This is a genomic window from Bacteroides coprosuis, assembly GCF_020741705.1.
GTDB lineage: Bacteria > Bacteroidota > Bacteroidia > Bacteroidales > Bacteroidaceae > Bacteroides_E > Bacteroides_E coprosuis.
Genome location: NZ_DYYK01000069.1, coordinates 1 through 18,205, shown reverse-complemented (window position 1 = coordinate 18,205; position 18,205 = coordinate 1). Strand labels below are relative to the sequence as shown.

Sequence of the window (18,205 nt, the reverse complement as noted above, 5' to 3'; positions counted from 1 at the left end):
CATCTTAGATAAGAATGAGATAAACTACCAGATTCATTCGAGTATGAACCAAGGAACTACGGTAACCTTGCGATTTGCATAAAACAGATAAAGCACTATTTCCAATTCAGCTTATTTCTTCTCTTATCTATTAAGGCTTATTACCCTACAATTTTATTCCAAAAAACAAGAAATAACATCAAATACAGTTCCTCAAAATTCAGGTGAACCCCAAAAAGCTCTATCTTTGCTCGTATCAATTAAAGATTGCCTATTTACAAATTGATTTGATATCTCTTTTTTGAGGAAAGATGCACCTTCAAATGTGATGCAAAGAGGTTGAGATACAATTAAGGACGGAATATAAACAGATTGTATCATTTATTAAAACAGAAAAAGAGCATGGAAAAATTCATAACACACAATCAAAAATCATGGGATAAGCAGGCAGAAGAGCAAGGAGCTTGGTCAACCCCTGTTAGTTGTGAGCAAATAGAGCAAGCCAAACAAGGTAATTGGGAAGTACATCTTACCCCTCAACCTCTTCCTAAGGAATGGCTCGGAAACATAAAAGGCAAGAAGATTCTTTGCTTGGCATCGGCAGGTGGTCAGCAAGCTCCTATCTTATCGGCTGCTGGGGCAGAGGTTGTCGTATTTGATTTATCAGAAAAACAACTCGACAAAGACCGCAAGGTAGCAGAGCAAAACAACTTATCGCTCCAAGCTGTACAAGGCGATATGAGAGATTTAAGTGCTTTTGCAAATGAATCTTTTGATATTGTTTTCAATCCGATATCCAATTTATACATCCCCGATGTTAATGAAGTATGGAAAGAGGCTCACCGTGTATTACGTCAAGGGGGCTCACTGCTTTGTAGCTTCTACAATCCCATTGTATTTGTGGGTGATAAAGCAGAAGAATACAGAGAGCAGGGAGTCATCAAACCTATACATAGCATTCCCTATTCTGAGATAGATGAAGCGAGTGAAGAAGAGAAAGCAAGGAAAGAAAAGAATGGCGAAGCATTTGTATTCGGTCATTCACTATCCGATCTTATTTGAGGGCAGATTCGAGCCGGTTTTTCTATTGATGGATTCGTTGAAGAGTATCAGCCTCATCCTCGCTTTGTAATTGATCATTATTTACCTACATTCTTGGGAACTAAAGCACTCAAGAAATAGCGTAATTACATACTATACGATAAGGAGATTGTTCGACAAAGGCAGTCTCCTTTTTTTTATTGAATACGCTTATCAAAATAGAACCAAAAATGACGCGTTCTTTCAGATAGCATCCGAATCCTCTGCTTGATACAAAATGTATATTTAACCATTTGTTTTTCTTGTCAGGGACAAGAGTTGTGAGGTGAACCTCAATTCATTCGTGTGTGACAAATCTTGTCGCACGTAATCTAAGTGTTTTAATCTTCTGTTATGCTCTTCACTACCTCCCTTAATGGATTGAATGTTAATGCTCGTTTTAGACATTTATCAATAAGATTTTACCGCTTGAAAATGTGGGGTCAAGGGGTGTCCCCTTGCACACAACTAGTTTACTAGTTATACTATGCTATAACTATATATAAAGTTTAGTTTGAAAATGTATAAGAAAGGTAACAAAAGATGATTAGTATCAATACTTTTGTTACCTTTTAAATGTTATGAGATAGAGCAAACAGAGGTACAACTCGCTCTCGTGTTTTTGAATTTATTTCTTATATATTTTCTTCCCTTTAAAATAAAAATAAAATGATATAATCGTTAAGCAAAAAAAGATAATAAGTATAACAAAATCTTTTATTTGATAAGTATCCCTCAAAGGACTTAGAATGTACCAAGGAATAGCTGTCATAAATATAAGACCCATTAATCTAGTTCTTTTAAATAAAAAATATTTGGTAAATTCTTTTTTTAGGCACTTATTATCTATTTCTATATATTCTTTTTGATACAAGCTTAACTCTTCTATATATTTAGATCTAACTTTATATCCTATCCAAAACCATACTATTGTTGTAATTATTGTAAACAAAATTAACCCTACAATGTCAACATTACTAGAAATTAATGGGGATGTACGATAATTAGTTCCAATAAAGAACAATAATGTTTGAAATAACAACCAAATTATAGATGTTATGATCCCATATTTTATTTTACTATTCATGAGTATTATTTTTAATCAAAAGCTAAAGAACCTGTAGAAGCAACAGCTGCTGCCCCCGCTCCTACAATAGGATTTGCACCTGACATTAATAATCCTTGATATCCCCACCAAGCATCAGCGAAAGCAGCTCTTCCCCAATTGACTCTTGTTTGAGGTCTATTTAGAATATTTTCATTCCAATTGTTTACATTTTACGCCAATAAATTAAAGATGCTTTATATGTAGTTATAAAACATAATACAGTTTCTCTTGTTAAATCTGCCGATTCATCTTTAACTAACTCTAATATTATATTATTTAACTTATTCTCATTTTCTGTAGCTAACGCTCAATCAATATACTCTAAATCAACAAGAGGTGCCTTTGACCTTATTTCTTCAATAGATTCTTTGTAAATATCAGCAGTTAACATTGAACTATTAGCCCTTGTTTTGGTAGTTAGATGTTTATTCATTAACTGAACCAATAGTTCGTAGCTAATATTAACTTGATGTGTTGTACTAGTTCTTGTTTTTAGCTGTATTAAATCATCATAAAGTTTGGATAAAAGCAGATTATGGGTCTCCGCAAACTTTTCTCCAAATTCAATTAAACTTCTTTCTTCTTGAGATAAACCATCATTACCAGTTTGATCCTCAATTGGAGCATGCATATAAAAAAACACATGCAGAAAGAATGAATGCTAAGCAAAACATAATCTTTTTCAGATACTTGTAAATTAGGTTAATAATCTAACATTATATTAAATTAATATATAATAATCAAAAAAAGGTGCATGTTAAACAACATAAAGCATTGATTGATAATGAATAAAAGTATAAAAATAATAAAATCAGATATATGAGAAACACATCCAAACCCCTAATTATTTTGCATATAAATTTGAAAAAAACATCTACAATTATTTAGATATTATATCTAGAAACTCTTTAGTATTAATATATTTTAACACGCAGAGTATTCCCTTTTATTCCTCCCTGTCGGGAGACGCTCCCGTGTTTGCATTTGCTTTTTGCTGGGGAGATTTAAGTTCCGAGTGGTAAAAAAAGGCTTAGTGCGTATAAAATTCTATGTGTGCTAATATGCATAGCTTACCATATGCTTACCAATTTTCACAGAATAGCACACAAACATTTAACTACTAGATACTTGCAAACGTTTTAAAAAAGCTAAGTACGAGAGATTTAATACAAAGTATGAGAAATTCAATACATTCGACGAGTTATGTTTTTTTCAACTCGTTTTTAATTTATACATTGTATCTCTTAAATAAATAAAATACTAAAAACTGCTCCTATGACCTCTAAAAAGACCAATAAGGACTTAATTCAGTCTTATATTTTAACTACGGCTGAATATGATTTTAGCGTATAGGAAAAGCGTATTTTGTATCGAATAGTAGAACTAAACCAACATCTAATTGAAGGCAAGAAACTTAATAAGAGCTATAATATTGAGCAAGTAAATGAGGGCGTTTACTATACCCTAAACATGTCGGTGTCATGTCATCCTCTTGTCGGTGTCAAAATATCGTTCTACCTTTTAATGCAGAAAAGATGTATTTATATCCTTTATAGCTATGTATAAAAATACCTTTGCAATACCCCATAAAAAAGCCTTCCCAAAAACTGGAAAGGCTTTTTGTCTTATTTTATTTCAAGGAATGCTTCGGGCTCCTAAAAACCATTAAGAGATAGAGCTGCTGTATCCTTGTATTGTTTCTGCAAGTCCACAAGCTCTTGTTTTAGTTGGGTAGCCAACTCTTCTGTTCCCTTCGTTCCATAAATATTGTGCATCTCCGAAGGATCTTCTTGTAAATCGTATAGTTCCCATACATCAATATCATTGTAGAAGTGAATAAGCTTATAACGTTCAGTACGTATTCCGTAGTGACGTTTCACCGCATGCTCAGCAGGATATTCGTAGAAGTGGTAGTATAGTGAGGTTCTCCAACTTTGAGGTGTTTCTCCTTTTAAAAGAGGAAGAAGAGATACGCCTTGAATATCTTCGGGGATAGGAGCCCCTGCCAAATCTAAGAAAGTAGGAGCATAGTCGATGTTTTGTACCAACTGAGGAATATTTCCCTTTTTATCAAAGCCCTTTGGAAGATGCATAATCAAAGGAGTACGCATCGATTCCTCATACATAAATCGTTTGTCGAACCAGCCATGCTCTCCCATATAGAAACCTTGATCGGAGGTATATACCACAAGCGTATTGTCCATTAATCCATTTTGCTCTAGGTAATCGAGAACTCTGCCCACGTTATCATCAAGAGATTTTACAGTCTTCATGTAATCACGCATATAACGTTGGAATTTCCAATTTGCCAAATCTTTGCCAGTCAGGTTTTGCGCATAGAAATCTTCGATAATCGGATCATAGAACGCATCCCATTCTGCCTTTTGCTCAGGAGTCATTCTACCTACAAAACTTTCATACATCTCTTTCAATCGGCTATCCTTATCCGAGCGATTCATCTTTAAGTCGTAGATTAAATCCATGTCTTTGTCAATGCTCATCTCTTGTGAAGCCGCGGCAGGTCTGCCTTCATAATCATCGTAAAAGTTGGCTGGCAGCGGGAATGTTTTGTCCTCATAAAGAGGAAGATCTTTTAAATCTGCCATCCAGTTTCTATGAATCGCTTTATGATGAATGAATAGAGCAAAAGGCTTGTCGCTGTCTTTGTGTTTGTCCAGCCAGCTTTCGCTCAATTCAGTAATCAGGTTGGTGAGGTATCCTTGTTCTTGGATGGTATCATTCTCCATCGTGATGAAATTAGGATTATAGTAATCTCCTTGTCCAGGTACTATTTGCCAGAAATCGAATCCAGTAGGCAAACTTTCAAGATGCCACTTACCAATCAATGCTGTTTGGTATCCTGCCTTTTGTAGAAGCTTGGGCATCGTTTGTTGAGAGCCATCAAACACACAAGTAGTATTGTCTGTAAACCCATTGGCATGGCTATGTTTTCCTGTTACCATACATGCTCTACTAGGTCCACTAAGTGAGTTGGCTACAAAACTATTGGTAAAACGCACCCCATCTTGGGCAATACGGTCTAAGTTTGGCGTTTCCATATATCGATTATCATAGCAACTCATCATTTGTTGCGTATGATCATCGGTCATAATATACACAATATTATACGGACGATGCTCGTCTGCTTTTTTCTCAGAGCAAGATGCTAGAGCCGCTAAAGAGGCAGTTCCTGCTATAGAATAGAGTAATTTTGAATAGATTGGTTTCATCAAAAAAGTTATTTATAAAAATTCATTATACGTTTCTTCGCTAAGTAGATATAAGATTAAATGCTATGAAAGATTAGTTCAGAATATTTAGTTCGGCTTTTGTACCCGATAGTTAAGAGGTTGTAGAGCAAAGATAGTAAAAAGAGGAAAAAAGGAGGGCTAACCTCGAAAATACTTTACGAAAAGGAGCGAGGGGCAAAGCGTAGAGGTTCGTCCATTCTCTTTGGTAAAGGGAAGTTTTATGCTGAATAGCCTACATCATTTTAATCTCCAAAAGATTACCCAATATAGACTCTAGGTAATTGATGATTTTGAGGTCTAGAGAGACGTTACTAAGATCTACAATAATCCGAGTACTATTAAACTCGATTGTAAAAAGGTGAAAAGAGAGAGTGGCTTTATGAATGGTGTTGGTGCATACATTGCCATTCCATTCCAGATAAATAGAATGATCTTGTGAAGAGGAACAAATGGCTCTTTGGAGTATCACATAGTTTTTATACACATAGCTATCGTTGGAGAAGCCCACCATACGGTAGTTCTCCCTCCGATCTAGTGAGGTATGAATGTTTTCGGCTTCAAATTTTAACTCAAAAAGGGACATTGCATATAGAGGTATTGGGACTAATTCATTTGTTTACTACTTAAATTGACATTTTGACTAAGCCAGTTGTAAAAACTCATATCTTCTTCAAAGATGGTTATGCCATCCAGTTGGTAGGCACGAAGCAAAAACTCTTTTGCCAACTCATACTCCTTCAGGGAGTAGTAGTTTTGACCTAAGCGAAGCATTACAAAAGGATCTTCAACCTCTCCACTATTGAAAATATCTTGAAAGTACTTGATGGAAATCTCATATTCTTTCTCTTGAAAATAAGCATCACCAATAGAGGCCTGTAGCCAAATGTAAGCTTCCCATCTGTCTTTTGGCTCGGGAAGAAGCTTGTAAGCTCTCATAAATATATCTATAGCCAGGCTGTATTGTTCGTTGTCCATCGCTTCATTGCCTTGCTCGGAGAGGTCTTCAATTTTATCGAAAACGTCATCAGGAATTTGCATAGTAATAGTTTTGTCTTAATTCTTTTCAAAAGATACAAGTTTTTGCTTAATTCTTGGGATATTATAGGGGCTAATTTTTAAAAGATGTTCGTAAGTAAGAGATAGTTTTCCTAGCTTTGCACTCGCTTATGGATAATTAATTAAGAATGAATAAGAAATATGTAGCTTTGAGCATAGCCTCGGTGATGTCAGCCTTCTTTGCTATGGGCATTTTGGATATCATCGGCATTGCCACTAATTATGTGAAGGTCGACTTCCAGTTGAGTGATACCTTTGTAGGCATACTCTCTTTTATGTTGTTTCTTTCCTTTTTGTTGTTTTCGGTTCCTACGGGAGCTTTAATGAATAAAATAGGTCAGAAGAAAACCGTGATGCTTAGTATTCTGGTGATGTGTGCAGCCTTGTCTTGTCTATTAATCAGTTATACACTTCCTAGTGTAGTTGTTTTCTTCTTGATACTCGGAGTAGGAATAACTTTAATACAAGTTGGCTTAAGCCCCTTGCTAGCCAATATTGTAAGTGGTAAAAGTTTGGCAAGTGCCTTAACCTTCGGGCAATTTGTGAAGGCATTAGGCTCTTTCCTTATTCCCATATTAGGTGCTTGGGCTAGTTTCTACTTAGGTAGTTGGAGATATCTTTTTCCCTTTCTCATTGCTTATTCCATTCTATCCATCCTCATTCTTCACTTTACGCCCATACACGAACAAAAGGTATCTAAGTCGATGAGTATGAAAGCAGCATTTTCCTTACTAGGACATCGGGTTATCCTGCTCTCATTCCTATCTATGCTGTGTCATGTAGGTTTAGATGTAGGTATGAATATTGCATCGCCCAAGTTGATGGTCGAACGAGTAGGAGGCTCTATTGAGGTTGCAACGTATGCCAATAGTGTCTATTTCTTATTCCGAACAGTGGGGTGCTTCTTAGGCTCTTTGGTCTTATCTAAGGTTTCTCACAAGGTATTTTACAATGTGAGTATGCTTATTATCATTCTGGGAGCTGCGGGCTTGTTTTTTGCAGATAATGTTTATACACTCTACCTCTGTATAGGGTTAGTAGCCATAGGAAACTCCAATGTTTACCCCATTATCGTATCCCGATGTATGCTCTATCTGCCCGACAATAAGAATGAAGTTTCAGCCTTAATGGTAACTGGTCTTTTTGGTGGGGCTATCTTCCCACTCATTATGGGTATAGCTAGCGATGCGATGAACACTCAGGTAGGAGGATTGATTGTTTTATCACTAGGCATTCTCTACATGATGTTTTGGAGTGTGCGAGTAAAGGAACAATAAGAACTCTTTCTTAGACAAACAGAATCGTGAAGACTCACTAGGCTTTAATGCAAAGGTGAGTCTTTCTTGTTTTCTAGAAGTTGGGTAAAAGAAACATCCCAGACTTTGGACTCCACCCATTTCGTGAAATCGAATAAGTTCAGGATCTGTTTCTCATAAATATCTTGCCGTATGGCTTCAATGATGGGTTGAATGGCCTGCCTTTGTTTCTCTCGCTTTTGGAAATAGACTTTCTTAGAAGTTAGGAACTTCAGAATAAAAGCTTCCACTTGGTATGCCTTCTTGTTCTTGTTCAAATCACGTTTGAATGCCCGTATCTCAAATTCATATTCATCGAGTATCCCTAGTTCGTAGATACTGATTAGGTGAATCAGCCGAATAGCACGGAAGATGGGTAGGTAATAAAAGTGTTTACTCTGAAAAATGATGGGGTGAAGTAAATCTTTCACTTCCCTAAACTGCCCCAATCCAACTAGAACAATGCTCCAGCACAATACCACCTCTGCTTTTTTATCTCGATTCAGAAGAGGAAGCATCTCCTCGATCTTAGCCCTATTCTGCTCAATATAAGCAGAAGCCTCTTTAAATTGTCCCGTATCAATAAGAGGATATAAGGTGTACAATGTTTGAATGATATCCCTTAAGGCATTAATCTCTTTGTCTTTACTCTGTATCTCTTCAAGCTTACCTAGAAAGAAGGAGATCGACTTATATTCATGGATAGCCCTTAGGTTGTACAAGATGCTTTCAAGAGTAACCACATAGTAATACGGATTCTTTTCCCACCGCTGGGTGTTCTCCTCAAAGAGGTGTATCAGTACTTTTAGCGAACTCAAAGCCGCATTATAATCATTTACCCCTAGCAGATAAGTAGATTGAAAGAGCTGGTGTAGCATATCCGATTCAAAGCTTTTTAAATGTCGATCACTCGAAGAGCTAATGCTTAGTTCGCTGAGTAATAAATCATTCAGAGCATCCCTCTGTTCTTCACTACGCATTACATCATGGTGGAGAGTGCGGTATTTAAGTAAATCGTACAATACAGATGATTCATTCTCTCTACGTGCCCTTTTGAGGCTTTGGGTAATCTCAAAGTGCTTTGTACTTAGTTCATCTTCGGTTAGGTTGGGAAAATTTAGAAACAGCAAAAGCTTGAGTTCCTCTTGTAGAGCTTTGAGTAATAGATATTCCAAATGCAACTCTTTCGCCTTTAGCTGCACTACCTGATAAAGCTGGAGAGCCTCTTGGAAGAGCGACTTTTGAGCCAATATCTTTGCCTTAAAAAGAGAATTAAAGAGGTTGAGTTCTACATCACTACTCGATTGTAAGGACAATAGATTATCCAATAACTTAGTGTAAAGGTAGTTTACCTGCACATTAAAGTTGGATTGAGGTTTCTCCACCTCATAAAGCTCCTTTATCTCTTCTGAGTCCTTCCCCGGATTATTGGTAATCAGTAGGTATAAATCATAATAATCTGAATTTAAAGCCGTTTGACTAAAACTTTTCTTTTCTGCTTTAGTTAAAGAATCTATTAAGAGGAGTAAAGTATCACTAGTTTTCATATCTATTTTGATGCCAATACAGCATTCTTGAATGCTTTGTAAATCTTAAATACAGAAGAGTATTTAAATAGTATAGTATTAATAATTAGTTAGTTATCTATTAGATGTCTATCTATATACTCTTTTGTGATTCTAAAATTACAATAATTACGTTAATATAGGAATGATAAAGGAATTATCTTTGAAGCACAATTAAATGAAAACGCCAATAATTAGTATATCAAGATTAAATCTAATCGTATGAAAAAGATAACTGTAGTAGGTAGTAGCAACACAGATATGGTTGTGAAATCAAAAAGATTACCTCTTCCAGGTGAGACGATAGGTGGAGGAGCTTTTTTAATGAACCCAGGAGGCAAAGGAGCTAATCAGGCTGTTGCAACAGCTCGATTGGGAGCAAAGACTGTTTTTGTAGCCAAAACAGGAAATGATGTGTTTGGCAGAAAATCGATATCTACCTTTGAAAATGAGGGGATAGATACGCGCTTTGTATCATCCGATTCTACCGAGCCCTCTGGAGTAGCGCTCATCATGGTAGATGATCATGGGGAGAATAGCATTGTTGTTGCTCCTGGAGCAAACGCAAAGCTGCTACCCGAAGATATTGAAAAAGCGAAAGAAGAGATTAGTACAAGTGAGATACTCTTGATGCAGTTAGAAATTCCTATGCCTGCTGTTGAGGCTGCTGCCCAGATAGCTTATGCCAGTGGAGTTAAAGTAGTACTCAATCCTGCACCCGTACAAGTTTTATCTGCAGAGCTCTTGAGCAAGCTCTATTTAATCACCCCCAATAGAGGTGAAGCAGAACTGCTTTCGGGAATTAAAATAACAGGGTTGGAATCTGCTGAAAAGGCTGCTCGCGCCATAGCTGCTAAAGGGGTACAAAATGTAATTATAACCCTAGGCTCAGAAGGCTCTTTTATTTTAGATAATGGAGAAGCCTATTTGGTGAAAGCTTATGAAGTAGAAACGGTAGATACTACGGGAGCAGGCGATACTTTTAATGGCGCAATATGTTCCGCTCTGGTAGAGGGTAAAAGTATGAGAGAAGCTGTAAACTTTGCTTCTAAGGCTTCTGCTATCGTAGTAACACGTATGGGAGCTCAATCTTCTATTCCTACACGAAGAGAAGTAGATCATTTTAAAAAATAAGTAGGTGTTTATAGATGTTTTGAAGAAGCTTGATTTCAAAATGTGATTTTAGGACAAATCCTATGAGTTGATACTCAAACGGCTTTTGTTATCATTGATTAGTTAGTTAAGTTGATAAAAGGTGCGAGCAGAATTTAGCTCACCCCTGAGGATGTACAATAAGTTGATGTATTCCTATATAGATGTCTTAGTATGTGGTTCGTAACTTATGTATATTCGATCTTTTGAAGAGGATTACTATTTCCATCAGACAAAGAGGTGAGTTAATAGAAAGCTCGTACTCATTTATCAATTCTTGCTTAACACCTATTTACAATAAGAACAGATAAATAAAATCTTAATCTTAAAACGAAGAAAAACATGTATATAGTAGAAAACTATTTTCTAGCTATCGTATTTTGTTTTATAACGATGCTCTGTTGGGGTTCGTGGGGAAATACCCAGAAGTTAGCTGCTAAAAGCTGGCGATACGAACTCTACTATTGGGATTATGTGATAGGCATTGTTTTGCTGTCTTTAGTTGTGGGCTTGACATTGGGAAGTGTAGGTGCCGAAGGCAGATCTTTTATTACTGATTTATCACAAGTTAGTTCGGCAAACTTTTGGAGTGCATTTCTAGGTGGTGTGATCTTTAATGCAGCAAATATTCTGTTGTCTACAGCCATTTCTCTTTCGGGGATGTCTGTAGCTTTTCCCGTGGGAGTGGGATTGGCTTTGGTATTAGGCGTATTTGTAAATTACTTTTCAACACCCAAGGGAGATCCCTCCATGCTTTTTGCCGGAGTAGCTTTGATTGTTATAGCCATCGTTTTGAATGGTATTGCAGCCGGTAAGGCTAGTCAAGGCTCCGAAGAAAGCAATAAGAACCGTAAGGGTATTCTCATTGCTGTTTTGGCAGGTGTACTGATGTCTTTGTTCTACCGCTTTGTGGCCTCTGCGATGGATCTCGAAAATCTAACTCAGCCTTTAGCGGGTATGGCAACTCCATACTCAGCCTTGTTTATTTTTTCTCTGGGTATTCTGGGTAGCAACTTTATCTTCAATACGCTGGTGATGAAATATCCTTTTGTGGGTAAATCTGTCTCTTACAAAGAGTATTTTAAAGACAAGATGAGTACTCACCTTGTGGGTATTCTAGGTGGAGTAATATGGGGCGTAGGTACCGCTTTGAGTTATATTTCGGCCGGTAAGGCTGGTCCTGCCATATCCTATGCTCTGGGGCAAGGAGCACCTATGATAGCCGCCCTTTGGGGTGTGTTTATCTGGAAAGAGTTTAAAGGAGGTAGCAAAACCATTAATAGATTACTGACTCTTATGTTTATCCTCTTCATTCTCGGCTTAACATTAATTGTTGTGGCTGGAATGGATTGATAACCTCTTTATAGATTGTTTTTTATACATCCTTTCAATCGGATGTGAATTATTGAGAAAAGAGAATAACTAGTTGTGAAACTGCTTATTCTCTTTTACTTTAGTATCTTAGATATTATATATATTAATATAATTTTAACGATTTACTAACCTAATACTCACTTCATCTGCTAAGGATGAAAATAACAAACTATTATGAAAAAAATACTTTATTTATTAGTACTCTGTGTGGTCGCTATCAGCTGTTCATCAGACAAAATAGATGTTCCAGAATTGCCTATTGATGATTTAGTGCTTCCAGAATCGAGTGAAAAAGATCCTTTGTTCCCTGGACAAATTTTAAAAATCAAAGGAAAAGGCTTTAAACAGTACTCAGAAATTTGGATGTCTTGTCAAACTCAATCTGATGGATTAATAACTCTTCCTGCTCAAATAATAGAAGTAACCGATGGCTTTTTAAGATGCGTGGCCCCTCAAGTTTATGGTAAGGTATCTGTATTCTTAAAACAAGACAATCACGACTTCTTTATTGGGGGGCTGTACTTTGAAGAGAAAGACGAATCGGGAAAAGTGATAAAGAAGTGTATCTTCTATGATAATGATGAAGTGGCACCTAAGCAATACAACTTTGAGTTTGTGCATCAAGACAAACAACTTGTTTCTATAGTTCAAAAGCACCAAGGTAAATCTTTAACAACGAAGTTCTTTTACGATAGTAAAGGCAAGTTGGATAAATTTGAAGAATATAGCGAGGAAACAAAAGAACTGACTGTAACTTTTGAATACAAAAATGCTACCCAAGTTACTGCTAAATATGTATATGAAGAGGGTTCAAGCAGAAGCATTGATTTAACTTTAGATGATAAGGGTAATCTGATTAAGAAAGAGGATAAAGCCAATCAGATTGTAGCAGAATATACCTATGATAAGAAAAAGAATATCTCAGACTATACGAAAACTTATGGTAGTACAGAAAGTAGTATCACTAAGTATCGGTATACTTATGACGATAAAAAATCTTTCTTGACCAATCTAGGAGCTCCTTCTTGGTTCTTTGTATTCAATGATGATGATTTATTTTCTTTCTCTGTTGGAGCAAATAACAGGTTGACTTCTACTGAAGATGGTAAACTAGATGATCGATTTAAGTATGAATATGACAAAGACGAATTTCCAAAATCTCTGTATTTATTGGAAGAAAATGATATTACTAAAGTGTCTGAAGAAACTAAAATAGCAGATTTCTTTTATTAAATTAGCCTAGTATATATCTGATATATAGAGGGATTAGCAAACTATTGTTAATTCCTTCTTCTTTGGTGCTCTGAACTTAAATGCAGATGCATTCTTATAAACTATTAGATTACTTTTTTGTTGAATAAAATAACTAACTAATATTTCACGCCTTATGAAAAAGATTTTTCTAGCACTAACTCTCATGATGACATGGGGAGTTGGTGATATTTTGGCTTGTACACGAGTGGTGTATAAGGGCAATGATGGTTTGATACTTACTGCACGGTCTATGGATTGGAAGGAAGATATCAAGAGTAATATTTGGGTGTTTCCTCGTGGTATGCAAAGAGATGGAAAAGTAGGAAAAAACTCTCTGCACTGGACCTCCAAGTATGGCAGTGTAGTAACTTCTGCTTACGAAATAGCCTCAACAGATGGTATGAATGAAAAGGGATTGGTGGCAAACTTGCTGTGGCTGGCAGAGTCGGAGTATGCTCCACGTGATGAGAATAAAAAGGGTATTACTATCTCTGCTTGGGTGCAATACCTTTTAGATAATTATGCCACGGTTGCTGAGGCTGTAGCCGATTTGCAGAATGAACCTTTCCAAGTAGTTTCTGATATGATGCCTACGGGCGATAGAATGGCTACTCTGCATCTGTCTATATCGGATGCTGAGGGAGATAATGCAATCTTTGAATATATAGGAGGCAAGCTAATCATCCATCACGATCCTTCTTACCAGGTGATGACTAATTCGCCCACCTTTGATAAGCAATTGGCTCTGACAGATTATTGGAATGAGATAGGAGGGCTAACGATGCTTCCAGGAACCAATAGGGCAGCAGATCGCTTTGTGAGAGCTTCGTTTTATACGCATGCTTTACCCAAAACCGATGATGCTCACATTGCAGTAGCAGCTATTGCAGGAGTCATCAGAAACTGTTCGGTGCCTTATGGCATCTCTGTACCCGATAAACCCAATATCTCAACCACTCAATGGAGAACCATAGCCGATCATAAAAATAAAGTGTACTACTTTGAGTCGGTATTAAGTCCGAATATGTTTTGGATTCCTCTCAACGAGTTAAACTTTAAAAAAGGAGCGCCAGTAAAGAAGCTGAGTATTATCAACCAAGAGGTTTATCATGGAAATACCGTTCAGTATCTCAAGACTTCAGCCCCATTTGTGTTTTTAGGAATCGAATAAATAACCCATAGAAAGAGAGTTGATTAGAACTCTCTTTTTTAAATTTCATACAATTTAATTGCATAGGCATCATTGATTCCGTAATTTTGTTGCAAGAAACACATCAAAACCAAGAATCTATGGACAAACGTAAATTCTTAAAAGGCATACTTGCCATCGTCTTTTTGGCCTGCCTTTCTTATTTTGCTTTCAGAGCATTTACCCAAGATCCACTCCGAGTATTAATAACTGCACCCGAAGGCTACTCCCAACGCTTTGAAAAAAGCTTTACAGGTACAGGTATCCAACCCATCGCCATACCCGTGATAGAAACAATATCGCAAGGTCAATCTGATGAAATAAGAGGTGCATTTTACAATATTGATGACATTGATTATATCGCTTTTTCTAGTAGAAAAGCGATACAAGCCTTAGAAGAAGCTCTTCAAAAACATCCCGAGATAAAAAATGATTTGCGTAAAGTAGAACTAATCGCTATAGGCAAGGATATTGATTACTTGCGAGAAGTAGTAGGAGGTGGACAGCATATCATTGTTCCCTCAGAACCTAGTCCGGCAGGCATCGCCAACGAACTCGCTAAGCAAGAGAATATACAAGGCAAAACCATCGCCGTATGGGTTCCCCGTGTAGAGGAAATAAAAGAACCCTATGTGGTTCCTGATTTTATGGATCGACTAGAAAAGATAGGGCTAAAAGTGATTCGTAATGAGGTTTATATCACTCGTCCTGCCCGTCAGTCAAATTTGAATGATGTTGTACAAAACATACAAGCAGGAAAAGTACAGTGTATTGCTTTTACAAGTAGTGCCGAGATAGATGTCTTATTAAAAGCCTATCAAAAACCTCTCCCTGAGGAACTGGTGATAGCTTGTTTTGGTCCGTACACCACTGCTTTTGCTCAAGAGAAAGGGCTACATGTTGCCATCACAGCAACCAACTTTAGCTCATTCCTTGGTTTTGTAGAAGCCATAGAGGCATATTACGATAAGCATTGATAAACATAAAGAGATAAAGAAAACCCCATCTAATTGATTTTAGGTGGGGTTTTTACTTTCAGGTAAGTGTATATTTATAAAAGCAAGTATTGCATATCTATTCAGTATTTTGAGCAAATTTAGATACTTGCATTTTAACACCGACAAGAGAATGACATGACACCGACATGTTGAGTTTTTGACCTAGTCAAAAGCTCTCGATAACCCTGATCTTAAAAATGTCTTTTCTTTATTGCATTTTTATTCAAAACAGCACTAGATACAATAGAGAAGAAAAGAGGCTGCTTTATTGATTTTAAGCAGCCTCTCTTCTTAATTATTCAATCGGTAATAAGTTAACTTTAGAGGGCATTATATCGGAGTGATTAAAACACCCTCTAAAGTTGGATTACGGAGATGAACAAAAGAATTTATAAACTTATAGATATAAGTTGAGCACTTTGTAGATATGATATTCTTATAAATTGTCTTTTGTATCCCACCATAATCTGGTATTAAAATTATCTTCTCCTTGAAGCTTAATAGCTTCTTGATAATTGTTTATATTGGTTTTATAATCATCTGGATAATACGTTCTTCGATACGGAATATGCGTAACAGATGCACTTGGCCCAGGTTTTATCTTAGGAACATCTAAACGTCGCCAGTCCGACCACGCCTCAATACCATCTTGCATAGAATTAGAAAGCCATCTTTGCATACCAATACATTCAATTTTACCCTCCATATCTGCAGGAAGCTTCACTCCGTCTTGAGCAATGTATTCGTCAATATTAACTTCCGAAGCAATTTCGGGGTATAAATCTAGTTAAGGTGTATATTTTAGTTTACAATTTTAATATTTAATAATGAAATAGCAACAAAAAGAAGCCTTATATGTCTTTTAAAACACAAAAAGATATTTATACAGTATATATGTATTATTTTATGCTAATAAATAGATTTTTTTATTCAAACTGTCAATATCTTCTTTATTTTGAATACCATACTATAGACTTGATAATCAGTATAAAAAGAGAAGAGACCTCTTCGGTAGAAAAGATCTCTTCGTCAAAAATATAAAGAAGTAAATTAAGATTTATTGGTGATTCATTAGCCTATGTTCAGCTAGTTTTTCGTATTTCGTGCCTGGTTTACCGTAGTTTGTATATGGGTAGATAGATATACCTCCACGTGGTGTGAAGATGCCTGTTACCTCTATGTATTTGGGATTCATCAGTTTTATTAAATCTTTCATGATGATGTTTACACAGTCTTCATGGAAGGCACCGTGGTTTCTAAAGCTAAATAAGTATAGTTTCAAGCTTTTGCTTTCTACCATTTTCTCATCTGGCAGATAGCTGATGATGATTTCTGCAAAGTCGGGCTGACCCGTAATGGGGCACAGACTGGTAAACTCTGGACAATTAAACCTCACCCAATAATCGTTCATCGGGTGCTTATTATCAAATGATTCTAGAACTTCGGGAGCATAATCTTGCTTGTACTCCGTTTTCGTTCCTAGAGCAGACAGTTGTTGTCTTAGTTCGGTATCTTTTCTCATCTCTTTTCTCTTTTTAATAAATACTCTTGCAATCCTTGGTTTCTGAGTTTGCATGCTGGGCAGTGTCCACAACCCTCGGCAATAACTCCATTATAACAAGTAAGGGTATGGTCTTTTACCAAATCAAATACACCCAATTTATCCGATAATTCCCAAACACCAGCTTTGTCGAGCCACATGAGTGGGGCATGGAGAATAAACTCCTTATCCATTGCTAAATTAAGTGTCAGGTTTGCCGACTGAATAAAATTGTGTCTGCAATCGGGATATCCACTAAAGTCGGTTTGTGAAACCCCAGTTACGATATGCTGCACGTCGTGTTCAAAGGCAAACACAGCAGCCATGCTCAAGAAGAATAAGTTTCTTCCAGGCACAAAGGTATTTGGGCAGTTGTTGTTCTCATCCATTTCCAGACTAGTGTCTGTCAAGGCATTAATACTTAGTTGGGAGATGTAATGCGCATCCAGTACAATAAATTCCACATTGGCTTGTTGAGCAATGCTTCGGGCTACATCTACCTCATTACTATGTTTCTGACCGTAGTCAAAACTGATTGCATACACTTTGTCAAATCGTTTTTTTGCCCAATAGAGGCAGGTAGTAGAGTCTTGACCTCCACTAAAAAGTACAATAGCTTTGCTATTTCTCATGATTATAAATCTTTGATACTTAAAATATTGTATGAAATGTCTTCATCGTAGGCATCAACTCCTTCGATTTCTTTTACCCTTTTCACAACACGGATAGTGATGGGCAGTACAATGATTTCGTAAACCGTTTTTAGTACTACTTGCACAGCCATCATATAGAGCATATTCTTTAGGGGGAAGATGCCAAGGAATGCAATGGTAAAAAAGAGAAGCGAGTCACCCGCTTCACCTACTACGGTAGACCAAATGGCCCTCGATGCAAAGTTTTTACCTTCACTAGCAATCTTCATCTTACTCATTACGTATGCATTGAGAAAAGACCCCGCAAGGAAGCCCGTTAAGCTAGCCAAAGCTACTCGGGGAGCCAAGCCAAATACAAAGTTGAAATGCTCACCACCATCCCATTGAGGGGGAGTAGGTAGAGTTACAGCAATCATACCTAGAGCTACTACGAAAAAGTTCATGGCAAAGCCCGTCCAGATAATAAGACGTGCTTTCTTAAATCCCCAAACCTCAACAATACAATCATTGATGATGTATGAAATTGGGAAAACAAGTAGTCCAGCGGTAATTGAAAAATCCCCGTAGATATGAACTAATTTTGTTGCAAAAAGATTGGCTGCAATAAGGCAGACATTAAACACAATGCCCATCAACATGAATGGGACAGATACTTTTTCTTTCATATATTCTTGTTTTTTACGTGGTTGACCAAGCACACGTCCTACACCC

General features: G+C 36.8%; 17 protein-coding genes and 1 pseudogene. 8 read left to right on the top strand and 10 right to left on the bottom strand.

Annotated features, from left to right (window positions below):
- The first annotated feature begins 381 nt into the window (after positions 1-381).
- On the top strand, positions 382-1,041 hold the full coding sequence (locus K8V80_RS04075; RefSeq protein ID WP_276775635.1) for a class I SAM-dependent methyltransferase: 660 nt from the start codon (positions 382-384) through the stop codon (positions 1,039-1,041).
- A 646-nt stretch (positions 1,042-1,687) separates the two neighbouring features.
- Here K8V80_RS04075 and K8V80_RS04070 read toward each other — a convergent pair.
- Positions 1,688-2,146 carry a hypothetical protein gene (locus tag K8V80_RS04070; protein WP_276775633.1) on the bottom strand — a complete coding sequence of 153 codons (459 nt, stop codon included), beginning with the start codon at positions 2,144-2,146 and terminating at the stop codon, positions 1,688-1,690.
- Positions 2,147-2,474: 328 nt separating this feature from the next.
- Positions 2,475-2,798, bottom strand: a complete 324-nt coding sequence (locus K8V80_RS04065) for a hypothetical protein (protein WP_276775631.1) — start codon at positions 2,796-2,798, stop codon at positions 2,475-2,477.
- A gap of 644 nt (positions 2,799-3,442) precedes the next feature.
- On the opposite strand from K8V80_RS04065, the pseudogene K8V80_RS12040 reads away from it, so the two are divergent.
- A pseudogene (locus K8V80_RS12040) lies at positions 3,443-3,574 on the top strand (replication initiation protein); the annotation flags it as partial.
- Positions 3,575-3,822: 248 nt separating this feature from the next.
- On the opposite strand, the gene K8V80_RS04060 reads toward K8V80_RS12040, so the two are convergent.
- The 3 genes from K8V80_RS04060 to K8V80_RS04050 form a co-directional block, all read right to left on the bottom strand.
- Complete coding sequence (locus K8V80_RS04060) at positions 3,823-5,397, bottom strand: sulfatase family protein (protein WP_276775629.1); 1,575 nt, start codon at positions 5,395-5,397, stop codon at positions 3,823-3,825.
- Between the two features lie 253 nt (positions 5,398-5,650).
- Entirely contained in the window at positions 5,651-6,001 is a 351-nt protein-coding gene (locus tag K8V80_RS04055) for a hypothetical protein (protein WP_006745145.1), read from the bottom strand.
- Between the two features lie 20 nt (positions 6,002-6,021).
- Positions 6,022-6,456, bottom strand: coding sequence for a tetratricopeptide repeat protein (locus K8V80_RS04050; protein ID WP_006745144.1), 435 nt, complete (start codon positions 6,454-6,456; stop codon positions 6,022-6,024).
- Positions 6,457-6,602: 146 nt separating this feature from the next.
- Between K8V80_RS04050 and K8V80_RS04045 the strand changes: the two genes are divergently transcribed.
- Positions 6,603-7,751, top strand: a complete 1,149-nt coding sequence (locus tag K8V80_RS04045) for an MFS transporter (protein ID WP_006745143.1) — start codon at positions 6,603-6,605, stop codon at positions 7,749-7,751.
- Positions 7,752-7,795: 44 nt separating this feature from the next.
- Here K8V80_RS04045 and K8V80_RS04040 read toward each other — a convergent pair whose 3' ends face one another.
- Positions 7,796-9,316: a hypothetical protein gene (locus K8V80_RS04040; RefSeq protein WP_276775626.1), complete on the bottom strand. Its 1,521-nt coding sequence runs from the start codon at positions 9,314-9,316 to the stop codon at positions 7,796-7,798.
- A gap of 240 nt (positions 9,317-9,556) precedes the next feature.
- Here K8V80_RS04040 and rbsK point away from each other — a divergent pair, with 240 nt between their 5' ends.
- The 5 genes from rbsK (at position 9,557) to K8V80_RS04015 (ending at position 15,280) form a co-directional block, all read left to right on the top strand.
- On the top strand, positions 9,557-10,468 hold the full coding sequence (gene rbsK, locus K8V80_RS04035) for a ribokinase (RefSeq protein WP_006745141.1): 912 nt from the start codon (positions 9,557-9,559) through the stop codon (positions 10,466-10,468).
- Positions 10,469-10,828: 360 nt separating this feature from the next.
- Complete coding sequence (locus K8V80_RS04030) at positions 10,829-11,839, top strand: GRP family sugar transporter (RefSeq protein ID WP_276775625.1); 1,011 nt, start codon at positions 10,829-10,831, stop codon at positions 11,837-11,839.
- A 195-nt stretch (positions 11,840-12,034) separates the two neighbouring features.
- A complete protein-coding gene (locus K8V80_RS04025) occupies positions 12,035-13,093 on the top strand; it encodes a hypothetical protein (RefSeq protein ID WP_276775623.1) in 1,059 nt (352 codons plus the stop codon).
- Between the two features lie 154 nt (positions 13,094-13,247).
- Entirely contained in the window at positions 13,248-14,285 is a 1,038-nt protein-coding gene (locus K8V80_RS04020) for a linear amide C-N hydrolase (protein ID WP_006745138.1), read from the top strand.
- Between the two features lie 119 nt (positions 14,286-14,404).
- Complete coding sequence (locus tag K8V80_RS04015; RefSeq protein ID WP_006745137.1) at positions 14,405-15,280, top strand: uroporphyrinogen-III synthase; 876 nt, start codon at positions 14,405-14,407, stop codon at positions 15,278-15,280.
- 457 nt (positions 15,281-15,737) lie between these two features.
- Here the strand turns inward: K8V80_RS04015 and K8V80_RS04010 are convergent, their stop codons facing one another.
- The 4 genes from K8V80_RS04010 to K8V80_RS03995 form a co-directional block, all read right to left on the bottom strand.
- A complete protein-coding gene (locus tag K8V80_RS04010; protein WP_276775639.1) occupies positions 15,738-16,052 on the bottom strand; it encodes a SusD/RagB family nutrient-binding outer membrane lipoprotein in 315 nt (104 codons plus the stop codon).
- Positions 16,053-16,358: 306 nt separating this feature from the next.
- Positions 16,359-16,823: a preQ(1) synthase gene (gene queF / locus K8V80_RS04005; RefSeq protein ID WP_276775620.1), complete on the bottom strand. Its 465-nt coding sequence runs from the start codon at positions 16,821-16,823 to the stop codon at positions 16,359-16,361.
- A complete protein-coding gene (gene queC / locus K8V80_RS04000; RefSeq protein WP_006745134.1) occupies positions 16,820-17,473 on the bottom strand; it encodes a 7-cyano-7-deazaguanine synthase QueC in 654 nt (217 codons plus the stop codon). Before queC ends, queF begins: the two co-directional genes overlap by 4 nt.
- Positions 17,474-17,475: 2 nt before the next feature.
- A complete protein-coding gene (locus K8V80_RS03995) occupies positions 17,476-18,159 on the bottom strand; it encodes a queuosine precursor transporter (protein WP_276775637.1) in 684 nt (227 codons plus the stop codon).
- Between the last annotated feature and the right edge of the window lie 46 nt (positions 18,160-18,205).